The following is a 22027-nucleotide window of genomic DNA, read 5'->3' on the forward strand; positions in this document are numbered from 1 at the left end:
AGGCGTCGCCCCCTGCGTCTCCACATGGAGCGCGTCACCGGCAGCAGGTCGAAGCGCACGCCATCCGCGTACCACAGCTCGAACCTGGCTGTCGGGCGGGTACTGCGAGTGCGCAGGGCTTTGAGGCAACGGGCGGCGCGTCGTTTTTTCCCCCTCCTCGCGCAGGTGACGAGTGGTGGGCTTGGCGCGGCGCCACACGTAGCCGTGCCGCCGCAGCAATCTGCCCACCCAATCAGGGCTGACGTCAGTGCCTGTACGTTGCCGCAGGTACTCCGCCAGGCGTGCGCGTGTCCAGCGAGTGAAGGCGAAGTCCAATTGGCGTGGGTCCGACTCCACTGTGCGCAGCAGCAGCTGCAGGTAGGTGGACTCCACTCTTCTGGGCCTGCCCGAGCGTGGTGCATCCTCCAACCCCCGCACTCCCAGCTGCCGCCAACGTCGGCGACACTCATGCACCGTGCGGGTGGTAAGCCCCAGCGTCCGGGCGATGCTGGCGGCACTCTGCCCCTGCGCACTCAGCAGCACGACGGTGGCACGCAGTGCCACCCCTGCCTTGCCCCTCTGCCGCGTAGCCCTTTGTAGTGCCAGCCTCTGCCGGGGTGTCAGCCGGATGCTACGCTGCTCAGAGGACATCGCCGCTCCTCTCTCCTGCTCAGCGGCGATGTTACCCCCTGAAAGAACTTAGTTCACATGGCTTAGGGAGCCCAGGGGGCCGCGACGTTCCAACTCGCGTCCGCGTTGTAGCTGGCGGGCGAGTCCCAGGTGGACCCGAACCCCGAGGCGATCCACAGCTCGGCGGCGGCGTGGCGGATGTAGCGCTCGGGGAAGTTGTAGGACTGGAACGAGACCCCGGTGCCGGACAGCCCTGGCTGGGCACAGAAGGTGGCGTCCTGATCGAAGATCGCCGAGCCGTCCCGCGCGTCCTTGCGGATGCGGCTGTTGGAGTGCCGCAGGTACTGGCCGGGGTAGTTGCGGGACTCGAAGGAGTAGCAGCTGGACTCGGCCAGACCGGGCACGAGCTTGAAGGTCGCGTCCTGCTTGAGCGTGGCATTGCTGCCGCCGTCCACCACCTCGGTGAAGCCCAGGCTGTCGATGTGGCGCACGTAGCGGTTGGTGTAGTTGGGCGTCGTCACCTGGAGGGACTGGTACGCGCCCATGGGGACGTTCGCTTCGCTCCACCACGTGGGGGGCGAGATGCCCCAGGTCGCGTCCTGACGGAAGCCCGTGGTGTTCTCGAGGGCGTCCACCCAGACCTCGCCGTTGCGGTGGCGCAGATAGAAGCCGGGCTTGTTCCTGGACTCCAGCGACACGCTCGACGAGGAGCCATCGAGCGCCGGGCGGGCGCAGAAGGTGGCGTCCTGGTCGAAGAGCGCCGAGCCATCCCGGGCGTCCTTGCGGATGCGGCTGTTGAAGTGCCGCAGATAGCTGCCGGGGTAGTTGCGCGATTCGAAGGAGTAGCAGGAGGCATCCGCCAGGCCCGCCACGACCTTGAAGGTCGCGTCCTGCTTGAGCGTGCCGCCGCTGGCGCTGTTCACCACCTCGGTGAAGCCCAGGCTGTCGATGTGGCGCAGATAGCGGTGGGTGTAGCCGGGCGTCGTCACCTGGAGGGAGCGGTACTGGCCCAACTGCATGAGCCCCAGGTTGTTGAGCTGGCGCGAGGCGGCGATCAGGTTGAGGTGGGCGTTGCGCACCTGGTTGGCATCCACCTTGAGGATGGCGCGGTCGTAGGTGAACAGACCATTCACCTCGCCCTCCACGTCGGTGATCTCCGTGTAGACGGCCGCGCTCAGGCCGGGCCTGTTCATCACGCGGTGGATGGAGTTGATGAGGCCCACGTAGCGGGAGGTGAGCGTCGCGCTGTCGGGGACCAGCTCGTAATAGAAGAACCTGCCGTTGGGGCTCCAGTCGTGGCCGTCGACCATCAGGCCCAGACCGCCAAACTCACCCACCACCGCGGCGCGCAGGCCCGAGGGACGGGAAGAACCCGGGCCCACGTAGACGTGCCAGTCCGCGAAGTCTCCGTTGCCGCCATCCACGGCGCCGCAGCAGTTGATGCCGCTCATGTTGTCCACCAGGCGGCTGGGGTCCCAGCTCTTCACCAGGTCGGCCAGCCGGGCCTGGTCGTACTGGCCCCAGCCTTCGTTCTGCACCACCCAGGTGATGATCGACGTGGCGCTGCGGTGCTCGTCGATCATCTCGCGCAGCTCGAGCTCGAACTGGGTGCGCGCGGCGGCATCGGGCGTCTTGCCGGAGTCCATCAAGGGCATGTCCTGCCAGACGAGCAGACCCAGCTTGTCGGCCCAGTAGTACCAGCGCTGGGGCTCGACCTTGATGTGCTTGCGGATGAGGTTGTAGCCCAGGTCCTTGTGCTTCTGGATGTCGAACTTGAGCGCCTCGTCCGTGGGAGCGGTGTAGATGCCATCGGGCCAGTAGCCCTGGTCCAGGGTGCCGATCTGGAAGACGAACTGGCCATTGAGCACCGGGCGGACCACGCCGCCCACGAGCTTGAGGCCCACGGAGCGCATGCCGAAGTAGCTCGTCACCTGGTCGACGACGGTGGAGCCGCTCTTGAGGGAGACGCGCAGGTCATAGAGGAAGGGGCTCTCGGGAGACCAGAGCTTGGGGTTGGGCACGGGGATGCGGATCTCCCCGTCCACGCTGCCGGTAGCGCTGCCCACCGGGGTGGTGCCATCGAAGGCCACGGCCTCGACCGTCTGGCCGGAGAGTCCCGCGCCGCGCACCGTGAGACGAAGGGTGGAGCCGGCCAGGTCCGGGGTCATGTCCAGCCGGGTGATGCGGGCGGACGGCGTGGGCTCCAGCCACACCGTCTGCCAGATGCCCGAGGCGGCCGTGTACTCGATGCCCTGCGGATTGTTGGTCTGCTTGCCCACGGGTTGGGAGCCCGCGTCGGTGGGGTCATAGACACCGACGATGATCTCGTTGGTGCCGCCGTTGAGGTGGTTGGTGATGTCGAAGCTGAAGGAGTCGAAGCCGCCGCGGTGCGTGCCCACGAGCTGGCGGTTGACGTAGACGGTGGACTCCCAATCCACGGCGCCGAAGTGAAGCTGGACGCGTCGGCCGCTCCAGGCCGCCGGGACGGTGAAGGTCCGGCGGTACCACATGCGGTCCTGGTGCCGCTTGATGCCGGAGAGGCCGGACTCGATGGGGAAGGGGACGAGGACGCTCTCGGGGAGGTTCTGGCCGAAGGGAGGCGTCTGGCCGGCGGTGGCGTTACCGAACTGCCACTCGCCGTTGAGGTTGAGCCAGTCGGAGCGGACCATCTGGGGACGGGGATAGTCCGGAAGGGCGTTGGTGGTGGAGACCTGGGAGGTCCACGGGGTGGAGAGGGGAGGGGGCTTGGGAGCCCAGGCGGCGTGAGCGCCTTGGAGCGAGAGCAGGTAGCAGAGCAGGGGCATCAGCCGGAGGGCGACGCTGCCAGCACGCGTGGGTCGGGGGGGGCGAGTCATGATGTTCTCCGCGGGATGGAGTGAAGAGGCGGGTGGAGCCCGGAGCGGGTCAAAATCCCTCTCTGGGCTCCTCCATGGGCCGGTTCCGTAGGCTCAATGGATGAGCACCTTGTCGACCGTGACCGTCGCGCTCTTGTGGAAGTAGACCCGGTACTCCAGGGGATGATTGAGCGTCGTGTGATGGAAGCTCAGGCTGAAGTCCTGGTACTGGTGGGCGGTGGTGAATTGCTGTGAGGTCACGTCCATGCTCACGAGACTGAGTCCCGTGGTGCCGTCTCTCACATCGATTCCCGCGACGGGCTGAGCGCCAAGGGAATTGTTGTCGGTCTTCAGCCGGAACGTGACCCTGTGGGTGCCGACAGGCACGTTGGCGTCGTAGGGGCCGTAGACCATGTGCCCGGCCGCGTCGAGGGAAGGCGAAGCCTGCCAGCCGTCCCCGCTCGAGCGCCCGGTGCCATGAGCCACCACGGCTCCTTCCGCTTCGTATTGACCGAGGCGGGTCGTCGTCGTGACCTTGTCGATGTTGATCGAGGCCTTGTCCTTGTAGTTGGCCCTGAGCTCGAGCTGGTGCCCGGCGACGTTGTGATAGGTCAGGCTGAAGTCCTGATACACGCCGCCCGCCTTGAACTGATGTCGGTAGACGTCGAACGACGTCAACACGACTCCGGTGGTGGCATCCCTCACATCGAGCGTCACGACGTTGTCGTTGTTGCCGGCGATGGAGCCGATCTTCATCTTGAACGTCGTGGTCAGCTGACCGGCCGGGAAGGTGGTGACATACGGGCCGTACAGCATCATTCCCGGCCCGTCGTCCGTGACGTTCGCCGTCCAGCCGTTGTCGTAGGAACGGCCGACCGCGTGCGAGAACGGCGAGGCGGCGTAGTTCTGATTCTCCGCCTCGTACGTCTTCACGATGGCCGACGTGTCCGTGGGCAGGTTGTAGTACTCCCGCATCAGCTGGAAGTAGTTGTCCGGCCGCACGAAGACGATGTTGCCGTTGCTCTTGTAGGTGTTCACCACATTGATGAAGCTCTGGTAGGTGTTGCCCTCCCAGGGGTTTGCCTGGATGCTGACGAACCGGGGAGCGGTGCCGTTCCATCCGGAGATGGTCTTGTTGATCTCCGAGATCATGGAGCTCTCCGTGGGGCAGTACGTGGCATTGAGCCCCTGGCTCGGCATGACGTTGTTGTAGACCGTGATGCCGCCGCCCGCGTTCTGGGCCGTCAATCCCAGCAGGGACGGCGCGTTGTACGCGAAGCTGTTCCCCACGTTGGTGTTCGTGCCGCCGTTGATCGTGTTCCACACGGTGAGGACCTTCAACCCCGCGCGGTTCATGTAGTCATCGGTCAGCGCGATATAGCTGTCCAGATAGGTCTGGTTGCCCCAGTAGTTGGGATAGGTGTAGCCAATCCCCGTCGGGCCCGAGATGAGGTTGTCGTTGGGAGTGGCCGTGTTGTACAGGTAGTTCAACAGGCCGGGCATGGCGTCCAGCATGGCCGGGGAGATGGTCCACCCCAGGGGGACCTGTCCCCGGTTGGGGCTGTCCCAGAGCCGTTTGAAGTGATGCTCCAGGTACTGCATGTTGTCCCCATCGCTCAGGATGAGGGTGACGTAGATCTTGTTGTTCAGCGTGGGCTTGTTGGGAACGGGTTTGACGTTCACGGTCCGCGATGTCCCACCGAACACCGTCAGGTTCGAGGAGAAGTCGCTGGCGATGGTGGACACGCCGTACTCGGAGACCCGCTGGATGCCCGCCGCCTCGTCCGGCCACCAGCCCATGTAGATGCCGTTCCCGTAGGGCATGCCCGCCAGGAACTTCCTCAGCAGCGTGTCCTCCGAGGGGATCTTCGGGTCGAGCCACACGACCGCCGTCTGGGTCGCCGCGGCGTACTCCCGCAGGTTGCCTTTGATCTCCGGGGTGAGGCCGACGAGCAACCGGTGCGTCACCTGGGACCAGTAGAAGTCGTACAGGTGCTGGTAGACCTGGGTCTTCGACGTGAAGGAGCCGCGCAGGTCCTGCAGGACGGGGAAGTAGTACGGGGCGGCGGTCAGCCTGGCCGCGAGCGAGGGGGACGCGACGATGCCATTCCTCAGGCTGGCGATCGTGGTGGCCAGGTTCAGCGTGTCAGGCACCGCGTTGTCGTAGATGACGATACCCGCGATCTCGCTCTTGTATCTGGTCAGGAGGCTCCACTTGTCGGTGACCTCCGTGTACCCGAGCCCCAGGGAATTCAGCCAGTTGTACTTGCCCTCGTTTCCCCGCACCGTGTCGTCGTAGCTGTAGATACGGGGTTGGGTCCTGTTGACGAGCCCTTTCAAGGTCGCGAAGAGCACCTCCTCGTCGTGTTTGAGCTGGTTCGGAGCCCCCACTGCGTCGACCTTGATGTAGGCGCCCCCGTACCAGAACACCCTGAACTCGATTCCGTGCCCGGCCGCGGGGTTGTTGAACGGGAGCAGGAACCTCTGGAAGGAGCCCACCTTCGTGAAGTCCATCCGATAGATGTCTCGTTTGGCCAGGACGGTTCCCGTCGTGTTGTCCCGGACATCGACCGTCACCATGAGGGCGTTGTTGGCCGTGTTGTTGTCGATGGCCAGATCGAAGAAGGCCGTGTTGTCACCGGGCGGGATGTCGGTGGCGTAGGGGCCGTAGATCATGAACTGATTGGGTGCATCGATCGACGTCTGCGCGAGCCAGCCATTGCCGTCCAGATGCCCGGTGCCGTGTCTCAGCTGCGGCCCCTCGCCCTCGTAGCGGAACTCGCTGGTCGTCACATCGATCAGATCCAGCGTCGCCGCCGGCGCGGAGAAGGAGGGAAGCACCTGCCGCGCGGGCCAGGAGAGTCCGGCCGCCGAGGCTTCCCAAGAGGAGAGCATCCCCGCCGCCGCGAGCGTCGCGGCGCATGCGAAACCTGGATGCATCCACCGAATACATTTCATGAAGAACCGCCCCCTGACGTGCACGGCGGTGTATCCCATGAGCAGGGATTCAACAAGTAATATCAGGAAAACACGGATACGCAGACTTTCAAAATCAACGGCGCCTGTTCATCTCCACACGGTGGACGGAGTGGGGCCCCCCTCCCCACGTTTCCGTTGACCCGATTGTCTGGCTTACGGCCTCTCTGTTCGGGGCCTATTTCAGTCGCAGTGCTGGAGGTCCCCGGTGACGAAGCCGTTGCGGGTGGTGATGGCGCGGTCGTAGCAGGTGTGCTTGTCCCCGGTCAGCCGGTAGCGGTGGGTGGAGGTTCCCACCGCGTTCCGCTGCGCGCGCGGGACGCCGGACGTATAGGCGGCCTCACCGGTGTAGAGGTCGCTGAGCTTCCGGTGCGCCACCGTGCGCAGCCCCTGGGTGGTGCGCTCGTCCGCCTCGTCGTGGAGGGTGATGGTCGTGGTGAGCCGGTTCTGCGGCGTCACGCTGATGAGCCCATCGAGCGTGAAGCGCTTCTCGGAGCGGCTCACGGTCGGGAAGTGGCCGAGGCCGGCGACCGTGACGGTGCTGGTGTCCTTCCAGGTCGCGGTGATTCCATCCGGGTTCTCCGCGTCGCCCATCCAGCGGTGCATGCTCGAGTTGGACACCGACTGCTCGACGGTCGTCACCACCCACCCGCGCGAGGTCCACAGGAAGCCGGAGACGCGCAGGTGATGGCTACCCTGCGTGTCCAGCTGGTTCCAGCCGTCCACCAGCGCGGGCGTGGAGTCATTGGCCAGCGGCCCGACCCGGTGCTCGATCAGACCGCCGATGACTCGCGAGGCACGCGGGTCTCGCCAGGCGAGCACGTTGGTCGGCAGATCCCAGCCAGGGCGGCCCTCGGGTACACCCAGCACCCGCACCGCGATCTGGTGCGGCTTGCCGTCGGTCAACAGTCCGGCGAACGGGGTGAGGTCATAGCGGATGGGGCGGACGTCGAAGGCGCGCGGCGCCGGCAGCACGTACCACAGGAACGGGTTGGCCCAGCCGCCCGTGTAGACATGCGGGAAGGGCATGGCGATACCCGCCACCTTGCCGTCCACCTCGATCTGCACCTCGCGGTACGGGCCCGAGTCGGCGGGGCAGGAGTACGGCACGGTGGTCGGGACGGTGAAGTACCAGAACTCCTCGCAGCCACCGCCCGAGCCGGTCGCGTACACCTCGGCCACGAGCCGCTCGGTGTTGCGCGGCACCGTCACTTCGCCCAGCAGCGCGCTGCCCTCGCGGCGCGGGTTGGTCAGGGGGAGCACGTCGCTGGCCGTGTCGGCCGGCTTGTACCGGCCCTCGGCCTGGTAGAAGGTCAGGTACACCTGCACGTCCAGCACGCCGGTGTAGGTGTCGTTGACCACGTTGCCAATCAGCATCCAGACGGGCTGGGGCCGGGCCAGCAGCGGCGCGTAGGCGGTGACGTCCTTCTCCACCGACCAGGCGATGCCTTCACGCGACGGCTCGGGCGTGGACGTCTTGAAGATCGTCACGCCGCCCACCTCCAGGTGTCCGAGCCGGTCGTACTGGACGCCTTGGACCTTGCCTTCCATGCGCAGCACCACCTTGTTCCACGGTCCGGGGCAGTCCGCGGGCGGGGTGAAGGTGCTGGTGTAGGGCGTGAAGTCGTCGAACTTCTCGTCGACGATCTGGACGGTGCACGAGGACGTCGCCGGCTTCTCCACCGCGGGGGCCGCGGTGCGGGGGTCATCCCAGTCGGTGCCGAACTCGGGGGGCGGCTCGGCGGCCAACGCGGGGGTCATCGCGCCGAGTGACAGGCTCACGGCGGCGAAGACTGCGGAAAGACGTTTCACTGTTTTCTCCTGGTAAGCGGGGGGAGCGCGAAGCCTAGGACCTGCGGTACGTTCGGGCAATGACCTCCGGTGTCTGATCAACGGCAGGAGAGCCCGTCCAGCACGTGCCGCAGAGCCTCAGCTCGAGGTCGCCAGGTACCCGTCAAACCCAGTTGGTGGGCGTGACGATGACAGTGAAGGGGAGGGAATCGAGCGTCCCCTTCTTGGGGTCCGATGGGTCGATCGGACCTGAGATGCCCAGTCTGTCTTTGATCTTGCGCTCCAGGCGCGTGACGAGCAGTGGGCCGAGCTCCTGGATGTAGACTCCGTTGTAGTCCGCCAGTGCCGTCGGGATGTTGGTCTGGGCATTCGCCACGGACATCCCCAGCGCGGCGGCCAGGTCCGTCATCTTGTCCGCCTCGCCGAGGCGGGACCAGGCATTGTTGGCGCCACGATGGATGGAGACCTTCGACTGGACGACGGAGCTTCCATCCTCACTGATGATGAGCTGGCTGCTGACCGGTCGTGCCGTGAGGTGGAGGTTGCTCACGGTGAGCCGTACGTCCACGCGCCTGTCGCGCCGGACGCCACCGATGCTGGGGATGATCAGCGTTGGAATCTGGAACGTCACGTGCAACGCCAGATCCTGGGTGGCGCCGGCCACGGGGATGCGCCGGAAGGTGGAGACGCACAGCTTGCCGACCCGGCCATCGCCTTCGCTCGGGTGGGGAAAGGTCCAGACCCTTCCCGTTCCGACCTCGAAGGTACCGAGGAGTGTCTGGATGTCGGAGGTCGAAAGTTCCTGATTCCTGTCTGTCAGCTGGATCATCTGGTCATCCTTGGAAGGAGGGCGTGCGTGAGCCCTCGTTCTCTAGATGTTGGATCCGGAGGATTTGTGACACGGCGTGAGCGCGCGTTGCCCGTGGGATTACCCAGACGCTGGCACAGCACCCCAAGCTGCGGCCGGTGAGCCGCAATGGAGCCTGTCGTTGCGGCAAATTCCAGTTTGCCGCAATTGAAGTCCGGACAAGAGGTGCAGGTCGCAACCGATGAGATGGTGAATGAGTTTCAGCTGACCGAGTTGGAATCGCGCCTGGAAATGACCCTTGGCGCTGCTCGGGTACTGCTGCGAGTGCGTCGGCCAGACCTACTGCGGCGACAATTGACCGCCACCGTCTTTTCCCATTCGATGCGGCCATGGGATGGGAACGCATCAAGCGCTGGTTCTCGAGAAGTCCGGGCGACCCGAGTGGACGCCCTCCACCGAAGGCGGATGGCGGCCTCGCGAGCCTGCCCGACATCCCGTGGCTCCAGCCGGAAGCCAATCCCTGGGGCGTGCCCGTGCTCGACGTGCGCCCGGTGACGCTCGGCATGCTGTCGGCCTCGAAGTCCCCCGAGGCCGCCACGAACCTCGTCTCCATGGGCCAGGAAGACGGCACCGTGTTCATCGGGGCCCAGCCCCTCGTTCCGCGCCGCATCACCACGGACCTCCGCTTCCGCGTGGATGCCGTGCTGCCCGATGGCGTCCTCTTCTCCCCTCGGGAGATGGAGCACAAATGGGGGCTCTATCTCCTCCACCCGCATCTCCTCGTCGTGCGCAGTTGGACGCGCCAGGTGCACGCCGTGGCGGACTTCGAGCGCCGGGGAGACACCCTCGTCATCACGAGCATCGCCGGCGCTCTCACCGGTCAGGAGGAGCCTCCCAGCCTCACCGTCCTCGTGCTCGATTTCCTCTTGCGCACCCATGCTCTCTCCCTCCCCTACCCGGCGCCACTCCCGGAAGGACTGGAGGCCGAGCCAAAGGCAGCCGCCACGTGGTGCATGTCGATGTTCGGCAACCAGGTGCACTTCGCGACGCCGCATCCTCTCCCCCCGACTCCGCCCGAGGCGATGCTGCGCACCGACTCGCTCCTCCACATCGCGGTCGCGCGAGGCGATACCCACACCGTCGACCGTCAGCTCGACGCGGGCGTCCCCCTCACCGTGTGGGCCCGGGACGGACTGACGCCACTCCACTGGGCCCTCGTCAGCCGCCAGGGTACGGCCATGCTCGAGCACCTCCTGACGAAGGGCTCTCCCGTGGACGTACGTTCCGTCGAGGGCGCCACCCCGCTGATGAATGCCACCCAGAGCGGCCGGGACGAGCTGCTCTCCTGGCTGCTCGACCATGGCGCGGACCCGAACGCCGTGGATGCGCGGGGCTTCACCGCCCTGCACCGCGCGGCGGAGATGGGACACCTCGAGTGCGTGCGCATCCTGCTCGCGCGAGGCGCCCGGCCCGACCCGGCCGCGCAAGGCCATACCCCGCGCTCGCTCGCGGAGCACCAGAAGCACGAGGACATCGTCCGGTTGCTGGGCGGTTGACCGCCTTGTTTCGCCATGGTGGGAGCCGCCACAAGCTCTCCGCTGAGAAGGACGTTCGAGCTCCAGCGGCAGGTTCCTGCAGGTGGGCTGGCCTTCGCGAAGCCCCGCGGGGAGGTGCCCCGGCCGAGGATGTTCTCAGCCACCTGTTCAAAGGGCGGAGGGGCCGTTCAGCGCGTGCCGCAGGGCCTCCACGGCCGCCCGGTCGGTGCGCCGGGCGAGGGGAGACGCGAAGCCGAGTGCCGCCACGCGCGGATCGGCCGGCACGTGTGGCACCGAGCATGATGCGTGCACCTCACGCGCGCCGGTCTTCGCCAGCAACTCCGACACCGTGTCGGGCCGCACGCCGCTGCCCGGCATGATGGAGAGCCGGCCCGCCGCTGCCCGTGTCACCGCCGCGATCGTCTCCACCCCGGCGAGCGCCGTCGCGCATCCCCCCGAGGTGAGGATCCGCGCGAACCCCAGCGACACGGCCGTCTCCAGCGCCTCCAACGGGTCGGGCACCAGATCGAATGCCCTGTGCAGCGCCACCTCGAGCCCGGTGGCATGTGCGACGAGCGCCGCGAGCGCGTCCGCGTCGAGCCGCCCGTCTGGCCGGCTCGCGCCCAGCACCACGCCGGTGAGTCCCGCCTCGCGTGCCGCGTCGATGTCCGCGCGCATCACGTCCAGCGTCGCCGCGTCGTAGACGAAGTCGCCCGCCCGCGGCCGGATCATCGCCAACACTGGCAGGCCGAGCGTCGCTGCCCGCGCCATCAGCCCTCGCGACGGGGTGAGGCCCCCCACCTCCAGCGCGGCGCACAGCTCGATCCGGTCGGCGCCCCCTTCGGCCGCCGCTACCAGGCCGGCCATGTCATCCACACAGACTTCCAGGGTGATACGCGGCATGAGACGGCCCTCTTGGATGTGGATGCCACCGAGGCGCGGAAAGGAGCGGAGGGGCCGAGACCCGGCACCTCCACTCCGTGGACCGCTCCAGGTACTACGGCTGCTGGGTGAGGGTGAACGACTGGGCAGCGCTGCCGTTGCAGTAGGATTGCACCAGCTGGGCGCTGTCGGCGGAACCCACGGTGGTGAGGCACTTGGAGCTGTGACGGCTGACGAAGTGGTACGAACCACCGGCCTCCACCACCGGCAGCCACTGCTGATTGTTGCCGCCGCCATAGGCCCACAGCTGGATCGGCGCGCCGTCGGCCGTGGACACGTCCTTCACGTCGAGAACCTGGGTGCTGTTGAGGCGGCTGTTGATCCGCACGTAACCGCTGCTGGTCGCCTGGAACTGGTAGTGCTGCGCGTAGGTGTTGTTGCAGGTGTATTGCTGAACCACGGTGCCGTTCGCCGAGGCCGCTGACCTGGCATCCACGCACTTGCCGGCGCCCTTGCCGGTCACGGTGTACCAGGCGGTGGGCGAGATGGGTCCCGGCGGAGGCGTTGTACCGGCTCCGCCCAGCCACTTCAGCCCGTCGATGATGAACCTGTTCTGGATCTCGCTGGCGAACGTCGAGGACAGTGGGGTGTTGTTGGAGTAGTTCATCGCGTTGTGGCCGAAGTTCGCGTACAGCATCTTGAACTTCTTGTTGGTCCACAGGATGGGATAGTCACCGCTGTACCAGGACTGGTTGGGATCGGTACCCAGCGGGAAGCTCACGGGATCGACCGAGGCGAGCACCTGGATGTCTGGGTTGTTGCGCAGGTTGTTGCTCCAGCTGTACCACTCGCTCACCGCGGAGGTGAACGTCGCCGGCAGGTGCGAAGTCGACGGGTGCGTCTGGTTCTCGACCTTCAGCACGGCGGTGGTGGGGCCCCAGGTGTTCGACCAGAACGCACCAGAGCCGAGGAACTGGTTGTGGTACCAGCTCCAGCTGTCCGGGGACGTGGTGAACGCGGAGACGTGGAATCCCATGAAGCCGCCGCCGCCCTGCATGTACTGCTGGAACGCGGAGCGCTGGGCCGCGGTCTGCGGCTGGTCATCCAGGAACATCACGACCTGGTACTGGGCGAGGTTGCTGGCGTTGAGCTGGTCCCAGTTGTTGGTGGCCGTGTAGGAGAAGCCGTTCTGCGTGGCGATCTGGGGAAACCAGATGTTCGCTTCCCTGACGAAGTCGATGTGGGCCGCGTCCCAGGTGCCGTTGTAGAAGGCCAGCACCTTGAAGCTCGGCGTCTGCGCCACCGCCGGGCTCGATGCGAGGAAGAAACACACGGCGAGCATTGCGAGCGATTGCACCACTCGGTCGTTCTTGAGGCCTGCGATCATGCGGAACCTTCCGGTTCTCTGCGGAATCGACGTGGCGGCGGACGGCGCGGCGCTGCGTCCTTCCCGCAGGGAGTGGCCGGCCCCTGGATGGGACCGGGCACGTCCCTGGCTATCGCAGCTTCACGACGCGACTCAAGACATTCCGGTTTGTCGAGTAATCCACGCGTCAGTGCGGAGGAAGGTGCGACGGATTGGTCCTCAGGGGGCTTGGACTCTTCCGACACTTCGAATGCTCGCCAGTGGTACCGCAACAATGACTCCTTCGACGGGGCTGCGCGTACCCGCCTCAGGGACCTGGGGTAGCATCCGGGCACTTCTTCACCACCCCTGGGGGGTAGCTGTCCACATGTCCGTCCGGTTGAATCTCTTCACGCCCGAGTTCCGTGCCAATCCCTATCCCTTCTTCGCCGAGCTGCGGCGCCAGCTCGGGCTCGCCCAGGTGGATCCGCTCGGTTTCTGGGCCGTCTCCCGGTACGCCGACATCCTGCACGTCCTGAAGAATCCCCAGCTCTTCTCCTCCACCGGCCACCGAGCACCCGCGGAGCCCGAGTGGCTGGGGCGCAGCAGCCCGTTCGCGCAGTCCATGGTCATGGTGGATCCGCCCCAGCACACCCGCCTCCGGTCGCTCGTCAACCGCGCCTTCGGCCCCACCGCCCTGAGCCGGATGGAGCCGCGCATCCGCGCCTACGCCCGGCAGGCGGCCGACGAGCTGTCCCTCGGCCGCACCGTGGACTTCGTCGATTCCTTCGCCCTGCGCGTGCCCGCCGCCGTCATCGGCGAGCTGCTCGGCCTGGACCCCTCGCTGCACCCGCGCTTCAAGCGCTGGGCGGACGACATCAACAACACCACCTCCACCCCTCCGGATGCGCATGAGTGGCACGCGCAGATCCGGGGCACCTACACGGAGATGGAGCAGTACCTCAAGGAGGTCATCGCGGAGCGCCGCCGCTCCCCTCGCGAGGACATGGTGAGTGATCTGCTCGCCTCCCGTATCGAGGGTGAAGCCCTCACGGACGCGGAGCTGTTGGGCTTCCTCTTCCTGCTGCTCATCGCCGGCCTGGAGACCACCGTCCACCTGCTGGGCCACTCCGCCCTGGTGCTCGCCGAGCGCCCGGACGTGTTCGCGCGCGTGCGCGCGGACCGCTCGCTGATTCCCCGGTTCATCGAGGAGGTGCTGCGGTACGAGCCCGTCGCCCAGACGATTCTGCGGCTCACCACCGCCGACACGGAGCTGTGTGGCGTCCGGCTGCCGGCGGGTTCGCACATCATGTTGCTGCTGGGCTCGGCCTGCCACGACGAGGCCCAGTTCCCCAACAGTGAGAGCTTCGACCTCGACCGTCAGGGCCAGCAGACCATGCCCTTCGGCCACGGCATCCACTTCTGCCTCGGCGCCCCCCTGGCCCGGCTGGAGGCGCGGCTGGCCCTGGATGCACTGCTCGACCGGTGCGGCGGCCTGGTTCGCGACGCCGCGCCCGTGCAGTGGCACGCGTCGATCGTCGTCCGTGGGCCCACGGTGCTGCCGCTCACCGTGCTGCCGGGTTGAGGTGGAGGCTTGACGGATGGCTGATGCGACAGGGACACGGCGGCGGTCGCGGAGCGGAGCCCGGACGGGCCGCCCGGCCGCCGCCTCCGGGGTGGATCGAGAGGCGCGCGCCCAGTTGCTGCAACTGGACCGCATCGACAGTGCCCTGCGCTCCCGCTGGGTCCAGAGCGGCTTCAAGGATCGCGGGCTCCAGCGCAAGCTCGATGCGCTGAGCGCCGCGGGCATCGAGTGGTTGCGAGAGGTGATCTCGCTTCACGGGTGGCCCGGGCGGAGCCTGGTGGGGAGCAGGGCCGCCGACGCCGCGAGCCGGCTCATCCAGCATGCCGAGTGCTCCCTGGCCTTCCAGCGCCGCTGTCTGCGCCTGACCGAGGAGGCCGCGGCGCGGGGCGATGTTCCCCTGAGGCACGTGGCCTATCTCACCGACGTGGTGCGCCTGCGCGCGGGACGGAAGCAGCTCTTCGGGACGAAGTTCCGCGAGGTGGACGGCGAGCTCGTCCCGTACCCGATCGAGAAGGAAGCCGAGGTGGACGCGCGCAGAAAACAGATGGAGCTGGAACCCCTGGCCGCATACGCTCGACGCCTACGGCGGAGGTTCCCGCCACGGCGGACGAGGCGGCGATGAAACGCGGGCTCGATTGGGGCCACTTCGTGCGGCACCACTGGGAGAAGACTCCCGCGCTGCTGTCCCTGGGCGAACCTGTCGCTCCACCGGATCAGGTGTTCCGGACCGTCGTCGAGGCCAGCGAGCCCTTCCGCTTCGGAACGCGCTTCAAGGCGCTCCCCAACGTGAAGTTCCTCGCGGGGAGTGCCCAGCTCCGCTCCCCCGGCAAGCTCCTGCCCGGAGACGGGGATCGCGACGTGGACGGCTACGTCCGCCGTGTTGCCTCCAAAGTAGGGAAGCGGCAGTTCCAGCTCCTCGTCGAGCAGCCGCTCCTGCTCGATTTCGCCCTCTGGGACAGGCTCCGGGTCTTCGTCCGCGGGCTCCTGGAGCGTGTCGGCTTTCCGGTGCTCCCCATCGTCAGCGACGTCTTCCTGGGGGACTTCGCCCGCGCGCCCCAGGGGCTCGCCAGACGGCCACACCACTCGGTCTTCACCCTGGTGCTCCAGGGCCGGTTGAGGGTCCGTGTCTGGAAGCGCCTCTGGGGCGAGTCCCCCAACGAGGCCGTGGATTTCCGCCGTCATCTCTCCGAGGCCACGACGCTGGAGGCCGGGGCGGGGGATGTCCTGTATGCGCCCTCGCGCTCCTGGCACCTGGAGGAGTGCCGGGGCAGTTGCATGGCCGTGCGGTTGTGGATCCCCGTGAAGGGAAGCCGCCCGGCCGACGCGGTCAAGGACGTCCTCGTGACGCTCCTGGGCCAGCAGCTTCCCCAGGAGGGGGCGGTGCCCTATCTCGAGTACCCCTGGCGGCGCAGGCGTGGCGGCGCCGGAGCCTCGGTCCCCTCGCTGGTGCGCACGGCGGAGGGGCTCGAGGAGCTGGCTCGTGGCCCCGAGCTTCTCCAGGCCCTGCGCATCATCTGGGCCCAGCGCGTCAGCGCCTGTGGGCTCGAACCGGTTCCGCCCCCCCATGAGGCTCCGCCGTTGGAGGATTCCACGCTCGTGCGCGGCGCGCCGCACGGCCGCGTGGTGCGGATGCAGGACAGCCCGGGTCAGTGGATCTGGGCCGTCAACGGCCACGCGTTTCCCATGCCCGGAAGCACCGAGGCCCTCCAGGTCCTCGAGTCCCTGGAGTCCGGTGACGCGGTGCGGGTGGGCGAGCTGTGCCGGGTGGCGCGGCGAGCCCCCCAACGCACGGAGCTCCGCCGGTTGCTGGAGACGCTCCACGCACTCCGTGCCCTCGAGGTCGTCTCTGGAGTGGAGGGCTGACGGATGCCGCGGATCGAGATCTCCACGACGTTCGATTGGGACACCTTCGTCCGGCGCTACTGGAACAAGCGCCCGGTGCTCTACAAGGGGACGTCCGCCTCGCCATTCGAGCCGGGGGATGTCTTCGACGCGGCCACGGGAGCGGCCCGGAGCTACCTGCGGAGCAGCCACGCCCCCGACAGTCTTCCCCACCTCCAGTTCACGATCGACCGGCTGCAGCAGGTCTTCCTCGCGCCGTGGCTCCCACGCGAGTCCGATGGCTCGCTGGAGGCGTATGACGCCCGGCTCGCGCCCCGGCTGGGCGATCGGCGCTATGCCCTCATCGTCACCCGGCTGCATGCTTCCGGGTTCGGCCTCTGGGCACGGGAGCGGGCCTTCTTCTCGGAGCTGTGGCGGCGCGTCGGGATTCCGATGACCGGAGGAATCACCACGCTGTTCCACGGCAACTACGAGCACAGCCCGGTGGGCGTCCACCTGGACCGCTTCACCACCTTCCTCTTCGCTCTGCATGGGCGCAAGCGGATGCGCTTCTGGCCGAAGAAGCCCTGGAAGGAGCCGGTGAGTACGATCCTGGATTACGAGCCCTACCTGAAGGACTCGTTCGTGGCGGAGGTGGAGCCCGGCGACATCCTCTACTGGCCTTCGAGCTACTACCACGTGGGTGAGAGCGCGGGCCGGGGTGTCGCCACCAGCGTGAATGTCGGAATCCCCATCTCGGAGCACCTGTCGGTCTACGACGTCCATGACCTGCTGCGCGGCTTCGGGGACGAGAGCGCGAGCACCGGGCCAGCGAAGGGCGCCTCGCCCCTGGCTCGCGGCGTGCTCTCCGAGGAGGGGATCCTCTCCTCGGAGCTGCCCCGCGCGCTCATGGAGAGCGTGGGCGAGCTGCGCGGCCTGAGCCGGCCGAGGGAGGTGCGGCGTCAGCTGCGGACCACCTGGCTCAAGCGCCTCTCCGCGGCGGGCTTCGAGCCGGTGCCGCCCCCCGCGCGTGGCGGCCGGCTGAAGGATGAGGACCGTGTTCGTGGAGACCCCCGCTTCCCGATCCTCCTGGAGCCGGAAGGGACGGAGCATTGGATCTGCTCCGCCAACGGGCATGCCCTTCTCGGGGCGGGGCGCGTGGAGGCCGTGGCGCGGATGTTCGAGACCTTGAGCTCGGGCCGAGAGGTTCCTGTCGGAGAGCTGCTGCGGTCGTTCCGCTCACGCGCCACGGGGACGTCTGGAGCGGATGGCACGATCCCCGCCACGCGCGAGGGAATGCGACGTGTGCTGGAGAGGCTTCAGGCATTCCGCGCGCTTGATTCACGGAGGGCTGCATCGCGGGTTTGATGGGAGTTGCTGGCTTGACGTCTTTTACTCGATGGTTGAAGCTATACGTGCCGTAAACCCTCACCTACGCGGAGAGTGCCCATGTCGAAGGCGAACGCCAAGAAGGCCCCCCGGTCGTCGAAGCAGGCCCAGCTGAAGCTCGCGAAGATGATGCGCAGGCTGAACAAGACCAAGGCCTCCTCGAGCGCCAAGGTTCTGGGCAGCTGCTCCCGGTTCATCTACTGCGTCTAACCCGCTCGCGGGTGCTGTCTCCGAGACACGCGCGGTCCGGGGTTCACCGGGCGGCGCGTGTCTTCGTGTTTCTGGGGTGGGTGGCGACTCGATGAGCCGGAAGGCCGACCTTTTGCTGCGTATCCCCCCGCCGGCGCCGGGGCCGGACCCCGTCCTTCCTCCCCAGGCCCGCCGCGTGGTGGAGGCCGTGAGAAAGGGGCGCGGCCACGCGTTCTTTCCTCCCGTGGCCCGGCGAGGTCCCGAGGGTGCGCTCCAGGTCGCGCGAACCCTTCAAGGGCCGGAGGATGCCCGCATGCTGTGCTCGGTGCTGGCGGGTCCGCGCTTCCGCCCGCTGCTGGAGCTCCTCGAGGAGCTCGGCCGCTGGTGCCGGAGCATGGCGCCGCGGTATCAGGGACTGCTCGGGCCGCGCGTGCTCACCCTCACCCACGCCGAGCTGTTCGGTCCGTTGATCTCGGACGCGTTCACGCTGTGCGCCACGGCCGGGGACGTTCCTCCCGACGCCGCCCTGCGCGCGCTGCTGGAGGGATTCCAGTCGTTCTTCTCGCTCTTCCTTGGCCGGCTCGCGCGGGATGTGCGAGCGGGGGTGTTCCGCCGGGAGGGGTTCGTGGAGCCCGTCGTCGGACTGTGGGCCAGCCCCGAGGAGACGCACAACGGGCGGCAGAGCGTGCTGCGGCTCCACTTCCGCCGGGGAGGCGCGGTGGCCTACAAGCCGCGGCCGGCGGCGGGAGAAGCCCTCTTCCTGGCCGAAAGCCGCGGCCGGGCCGCGCGCTCGCTCTTCGAGTGGCTCAATCGGTTGCCCGCCGCGTCCGGTGCCGTGCGGCTGCCCACCCTGCGTATCCTGGAGGGCCGGGGCGCTGACCGGTCCGCCTACAGTTGGCAGGAGTGGATCCCCCGGCCCCGGCAGTGGGGGGCCTTGCGGCGCTCGGAGGACCTGAGCCTTCAGGGCTGCCGGCTCACACCGCCGGAGGCCGCTCGCTTCTGGCACCGCGCTGGCTCACTCACCGCCGCGTGCTTCGCCCTGGGGGTCGCGGACCTCTTCGCGGACAACGTCCTGGTCGGCGCCCGGCGGGGCGAGCGGCAGCCACTGCCCTACCCGGTGGACATGGAGGTCTTCTTCTGCCGTCTCCAGCGGCTCCAGGAGACAGGGCTGATCTCTGACGCGCGGGAGCGTGGAAACCACCATGTGGGGTTCGAGCGCCAGGCCCGCTGGTGCACCGCTGGAGGCCCCGTGGTGTGTTTCTTCCCGTCACGGGGCGGCGGGCTCCATCTGCGGCGGCGGACGCGGCCCTGGGGCCGGGAGGAGACCCGCTCCGTCATCGCCGACACCGAAGGGAACGCCGGCTTCGGTGCCTATCTCCTGCCCTACCTGCGCGGCATGTTCGATGTCTGGACGTTGTTGCTGCTGGAGCGGTCACGGGTGGTGGCGTTCCTGCGGCGCACCTCCAGGCGGCGCTTCGTTCGCGTCCTGGTGAAGGACAGCGCCACATACGGTGCGGAGCTGGAGCGGATGATGCTGTCGCCCGGCGGTGCGCCCCCGGCGGGCCGTGCCGGGTTCAGCCAGGAGGAGCGGGAACAGCTCCGCCGGTTCGACGTCCCGTATTTCTTCCAGCAGGCGTCAGGAGGGCCGCTGCTCTACATGGCCTCGCCCCCCGCGGCGTCCGGGTGGAAGCGCGCGGGGCGGCAGCGGTACATGGCGTCCAACTTCCAGCCCTCGAAGCGGGTGCTGGGCGGAGAGCAGATCTCGCTGATGAAGCTGGGCGTGGCGGTGCGTGACGCCGTTGCCTTCGTCTTCAGGGATGTCCGCCATCCCGTCTCCGAGGATCCTCGCAGGGGGGTCCGGATGGAGCTGCGGGACACCCACCGGGGCACGGTGTCCTTCGACTGGCCGCAGGTGGGGAGACGCCTGACGTACTCGTGGAACCAGCGGGAGATCCGCGTGAGCATGGACGCGCTGTAGGCCGCCCGGTCCTATGCTCAGGTTTCATGAACAATGGCGGGGCCTCACCGCGCGAGGAGATCGCTCAGCCAGGGCATCTCCGCCGGGAACCCGTTCTGGCGCTCCCGCCACATCCGCGCCCTCCACTCCTCGTCCGTGAGGCGCTCGAAGTCCCGGGTGGTGTGCTCGAAGTAGGAGGACACGAATCCCCGGTAGGTACGCGGCCCCTGGCCCAGGTCGAGCGTCACCGTCATCAGGCGCGGGTGTCCCGTGGCGGCGTGCAGCACCAGGCCCACCGCCACTCCCCCCGCCGCCGCGGGCTGCGTGTGCACGTCCGCGATGACCGGCTCGTGCGCGAGTGCGTCCTCGCGCGAGTAGAAGAGGTCCGCGTACCAGCCGCCCGCCTCCCACACCCGGGCGCAGCCCGCCGTCTTGCCGTCCACCGAGACCGCGTGGTTCATGAAGTCGAGCTCCTCGGCCGTGAGGGGGCTGCCTTCCCGCTCATGCTCCGCGATCTTCCGGAGGCGCTCGGAGATCTCGCCGAGGCGCTCGAAGTAGGCCGTGACGCGCTGTTTGTCCTCGGCTTTTCCGAACTCGAGCTGGCCGAGAAGGGCCTTCCCCCGGGCCGCCAGGGTCTCGAAGCTCCGGAAGAACTCCGGGTACGGGTCCACGTAGGCATCCGGGAACTCACAGATGTTCATCGAGGAGACGGACTGTTTCGCGTAGAGCAGGTTGTCGTGCCGGAGCTCCGCCCACGAGGCGAGCTGTGCGTTGAGCATCCGGCGTTGCCACGGCTCGGAGCGGAGGGTCGCCGGAAGCGTCGTGTCCCGGGCCTCATCCGGTGACAGGCCGCGCAGTGCTCCCAGCCACAGGTGATAGATGCTGCCCTGCCACAGCTCCGCTCCGGCCTTCTCGCCGCGTGTGGCCACGGCCTCCAGTGCATCCCGGTACTGGTAGCTCTTCAGCTCGGGCTCCAACAGGGTCAGCGCCGCGGGGTTGCGGAAGCCCGCCCAGGCGACGTCGAGGGGACGGGGCATCATCCGCGGCTGACTCAGTTGGCCGTAGCTGACGGCCGAGAGCACCTCGCTGTCGAAGACGTAGCGCTGGCCGAGGACGAGGAACTCGATCGCCGGCTTGTCGGCCTCGGGCCTCATCGCCAGCCGGCTGAGGATCCGCTGACCCGCCTCGGGCTCCAGCACCGTGACCAGCTCCGCATCATCGAGCCGCAGCAGCCCCTTCATGTCCGCTAGGCCCCGCGCGCTGGCGGCCCTTCGCAGTCCCGGGAAGGACAGGGAGTCCGGGGGGCCCACGAAGGCGCGAGTCGTCTTGTCGAGGCGCGTCCAGGACTTCTGGGCCCTGTCGGTGAAGAGCGCGTCCAGGAGCACCACCGCCTCCAGCGCCGACCGGTTGATGGTGTAGGCGCGCCCGCGGGCATCCCACTCGGCGATCCGGAACTCCGCGCGCCCCAGCCACATCATCGCCTGGAAGTAGCGGGCGAGGTCGAGCCTCGTGGTGTAGTGCCCGCGCGGCCGGAGCATGGAGAGGTCCATCCTGGCGATGCTCTTCAGGGTCCACGGCGTCTCGAGCCGCTCCGCCGCGGGGATGGGCCTCAGGTGCTCCCTGATCTCCGCGTTGCTCATGCCCTCGCCGTACAGGGCCTCGTGCGCCAGCGCCCCGCGCGTCTCGGCCTGGATGGCGGTGACCCAGTACGCGATGTCCTCGGGACGCGCGCCAGCGACCGGCGAAGCGGGTTTCCCTGTCAGGAGGCTCTCGGCGACAGCGAGGAACAGGTCCACCTCCGCTCGGGCCTCGGGGGTTCCTCCCGTGTGCTCCGGGAGCGCGCGGCGCAGCTCGGCGATCAGCGCGCCCATTTCTCCCATCAGTGCACCGCGTTCCACGTCCTGAAGGATGCGGTCGTACGAGCGGTGGAAGGCGTACAGGAAGCTGTCCGCGGTGAAGTACATCGGGTGGTGCGCCTTGAAGAGCCCGGTGTAGCCGAGGTGGAAGCTGGCGATGTTCGGGCCAGTCGAGATGACCAGACCCTTGGACCCCAGCACGGTCTCGGCCTGGGCGCTGAGCGACCTGCCCTCCAGCACGGGGGTGTTGTCGGGTACCTCGAGGAGGTGCGCGGCCCGGCGCTCACCGGCGCATCCGAGGAGGAGGCCGGAGACGAGCAGCACACGGAGAGCAATGCGTGAGTTCATGGTCACGCCCGCTCTTCGCATGCCGTGGAAGCGGGCCGCAATACACGAGCGTACGCCCGCGCGGTGGCACCTGTACGACGATGAGCCCGTTCGTCCCGAGAC

The 22027-nt window shown here is 67.8% G+C and carries 15 protein-coding genes; 7 read left to right on the forward strand and 8 right to left on the reverse strand.

What is annotated here, in order from left to right:
• The 5 genes from NR810_RS03655 to NR810_RS03675 all read right to left on the reverse strand — a co-directional run.
• A partial coding sequence (locus NR810_RS03655) for a helix-turn-helix domain-containing protein (RefSeq protein WP_257447794.1) occupies positions 1 to 630 on the reverse strand: 630 nt, incomplete at its 3' end.
• 62 nt (positions 631 to 692) lie between these two features.
• On the reverse strand, positions 693 to 3464 hold the full coding sequence (locus NR810_RS03660) for an AbfB domain-containing protein (RefSeq protein WP_257447797.1): 2772 nt from the start codon (positions 3462 to 3464) through the stop codon (positions 693 to 695).
• A gap of 93 nt (positions 3465 to 3557) precedes the next feature.
• Complete coding sequence (locus NR810_RS03665; RefSeq protein WP_257447810.1) at positions 3558 to 6383, reverse strand: GxGYxYP domain-containing protein; 2826 nt, start codon at positions 6381 to 6383, stop codon at positions 3558 to 3560.
• A 219-nt stretch (positions 6384 to 6602) separates the two neighbouring features.
• Complete coding sequence (locus NR810_RS03670) at positions 6603 to 8231, reverse strand: peptide-N4-asparagine amidase (RefSeq protein ID WP_257447812.1); 1629 nt, start codon at positions 8229 to 8231, stop codon at positions 6603 to 6605.
• A 142-nt stretch (positions 8232 to 8373) separates the two neighbouring features.
• On the reverse strand, positions 8374 to 9039 hold the full coding sequence (locus NR810_RS03675; RefSeq protein WP_257447814.1) for a hypothetical protein: 666 nt from the start codon (positions 9037 to 9039) through the stop codon (positions 8374 to 8376).
• Between the two features lie 368 nt (positions 9040 to 9407).
• Between NR810_RS03675 and NR810_RS03680 the strand changes: the two genes are divergently transcribed.
• Positions 9408 to 10574, forward strand: a complete 1167-nt coding sequence (locus NR810_RS03680; RefSeq protein ID WP_257447816.1) for an ankyrin repeat domain-containing protein — start codon at positions 9408 to 9410, stop codon at positions 10572 to 10574.
• Positions 10575 to 10721: 147 nt separating this feature from the next.
• Here NR810_RS03680 and NR810_RS03685 read toward each other — a convergent pair whose 3' ends face one another.
• Complete coding sequence (locus NR810_RS03685) at positions 10722 to 11456, reverse strand: copper homeostasis protein CutC (RefSeq protein ID WP_257447818.1); 735 nt, start codon at positions 11454 to 11456, stop codon at positions 10722 to 10724.
• A gap of 94 nt (positions 11457 to 11550) precedes the next feature.
• A complete protein-coding gene (locus NR810_RS03690; RefSeq protein WP_257447820.1) occupies positions 11551 to 12822 on the reverse strand; it encodes a ThuA domain-containing protein in 1272 nt (423 codons plus the stop codon).
• A gap of 346 nt (positions 12823 to 13168) precedes the next feature.
• Here NR810_RS03690 and NR810_RS03695 point away from each other — a divergent pair, with 346 nt between their 5' ends.
• From NR810_RS03695 to NR810_RS03720, 6 genes are all read left to right on the forward strand, one after another.
• The gene (locus NR810_RS03695) at positions 13169 to 14365 is read left to right on the forward strand and encodes a cytochrome P450 (RefSeq protein ID WP_257447822.1); all 1197 of its coding nucleotides are present in this window, start codon (positions 13169 to 13171) and stop codon (positions 14363 to 14365) included.
• A 16-nt stretch (positions 14366 to 14381) separates the two neighbouring features.
• On the forward strand, positions 14382 to 14987 hold the full coding sequence (locus NR810_RS03700) for a DUF6624 domain-containing protein (protein WP_257447824.1): 606 nt from the start codon (positions 14382 to 14384) through the stop codon (positions 14985 to 14987).
• Positions 14984 to 16228 carry a cupin domain-containing protein gene (locus NR810_RS03705; protein WP_257447826.1) on the forward strand — a complete coding sequence of 415 codons (1245 nt, stop codon included), beginning with the start codon at positions 14984 to 14986 and terminating at the stop codon, positions 16226 to 16228. Before NR810_RS03700 ends, NR810_RS03705 begins: the two co-directional genes overlap by 4 nt.
• A 3-nt stretch (positions 16229 to 16231) precedes the next feature.
• The gene (locus NR810_RS03710; protein WP_257447828.1) at positions 16232 to 17554 is read left to right on the forward strand and encodes a cupin domain-containing protein; all 1323 of its coding nucleotides are present in this window, start codon (positions 16232 to 16234) and stop codon (positions 17552 to 17554) included.
• Positions 17555 to 17635: 81 nt separating this feature from the next.
• The gene (locus tag NR810_RS03715; RefSeq protein ID WP_257447830.1) at positions 17636 to 17785 is read left to right on the forward strand and encodes a hypothetical protein; all 150 of its coding nucleotides are present in this window, start codon (positions 17636 to 17638) and stop codon (positions 17783 to 17785) included.
• Positions 17786 to 17876: 91 nt separating this feature from the next.
• Entirely contained in the window at positions 17877 to 19742 is a 1866-nt protein-coding gene (locus NR810_RS03720; protein ID WP_257447832.1) for a type 2 lanthipeptide synthetase LanM, read from the forward strand.
• Positions 19743 to 19786: 44 nt separating this feature from the next.
• On the opposite strand, the gene NR810_RS03725 is transcribed toward NR810_RS03720, so the two are convergent.
• Positions 19787 to 21925, reverse strand: a complete 2139-nt coding sequence (locus tag NR810_RS03725; RefSeq protein ID WP_257447834.1) for a DUF3160 domain-containing protein — start codon at positions 21923 to 21925, stop codon at positions 19787 to 19789.
• Between the last annotated feature and the right edge of the window lie 102 nt (positions 21926 to 22027).

This window comes from Archangium lipolyticum (assembly GCF_024623785.1).
Classification (GTDB): Bacteria; Myxococcota; Myxococcia; order Myxococcales; family Myxococcaceae; genus Archangium; species Archangium lipolyticum.

Coding starts and splice junctions, on each gene's coding strand:
- NR810_RS03660 (WP_257447797.1), bottom strand. CDS start 3,464: ATGACTCGCCCCCCCCGACCCACGCGTGCTGGCAGCGTCGCCCTCCGG.
- NR810_RS03665 (WP_257447810.1), bottom strand. CDS start 6,383: ATGCATCCAGGTTTCGCATGCGCCGCGACGCTCGCGGCGGCGGGGATG.
- NR810_RS03675 (WP_257447814.1), bottom strand. CDS start 9,039: ATGATCCAGCTGACAGACAGGAATCAGGAACTTTCGACCTCCGACATC.
- NR810_RS03680 (WP_257447816.1), top strand. CDS start 9,408: ATGGGATGGGAACGCATCAAGCGCTGGTTCTCGAGAAGTCCGGGCGAC.
- NR810_RS03685 (WP_257447818.1), bottom strand. CDS start 11,456: ATGCCGCGTATCACCCTGGAAGTCTGTGTGGATGACATGGCCGGCCTG.
- NR810_RS03690 (WP_257447820.1), bottom strand. CDS start 12,822: ATGATCGCAGGCCTCAAGAACGACCGAGTGGTGCAATCGCTCGCAATG.
- NR810_RS03695 (WP_257447822.1), top strand. CDS start 13,169: ATGTCCGTCCGGTTGAATCTCTTCACGCCCGAGTTCCGTGCCAATCCC.
- NR810_RS03700 (WP_257447824.1), top strand. CDS start 14,382: ATGGCTGATGCGACAGGGACACGGCGGCGGTCGCGGAGCGGAGCCCGG.
- NR810_RS03705 (WP_257447826.1), top strand. CDS start 14,984: ATGAAACGCGGGCTCGATTGGGGCCACTTCGTGCGGCACCACTGGGAG.
- NR810_RS03710 (WP_257447828.1), top strand. CDS start 16,232: ATGCCGCGGATCGAGATCTCCACGACGTTCGATTGGGACACCTTCGTC.
- NR810_RS03715 (WP_257447830.1), top strand. CDS start 17,636: ATGTCGAAGGCGAACGCCAAGAAGGCCCCCCGGTCGTCGAAGCAGGCC.
- NR810_RS03720 (WP_257447832.1), top strand. CDS start 17,877: ATGAGCCGGAAGGCCGACCTTTTGCTGCGTATCCCCCCGCCGGCGCCG.
- NR810_RS03725 (WP_257447834.1), bottom strand. CDS start 21,925: ATGAACTCACGCATTGCTCTCCGTGTGCTGCTCGTCTCCGGCCTCCTC.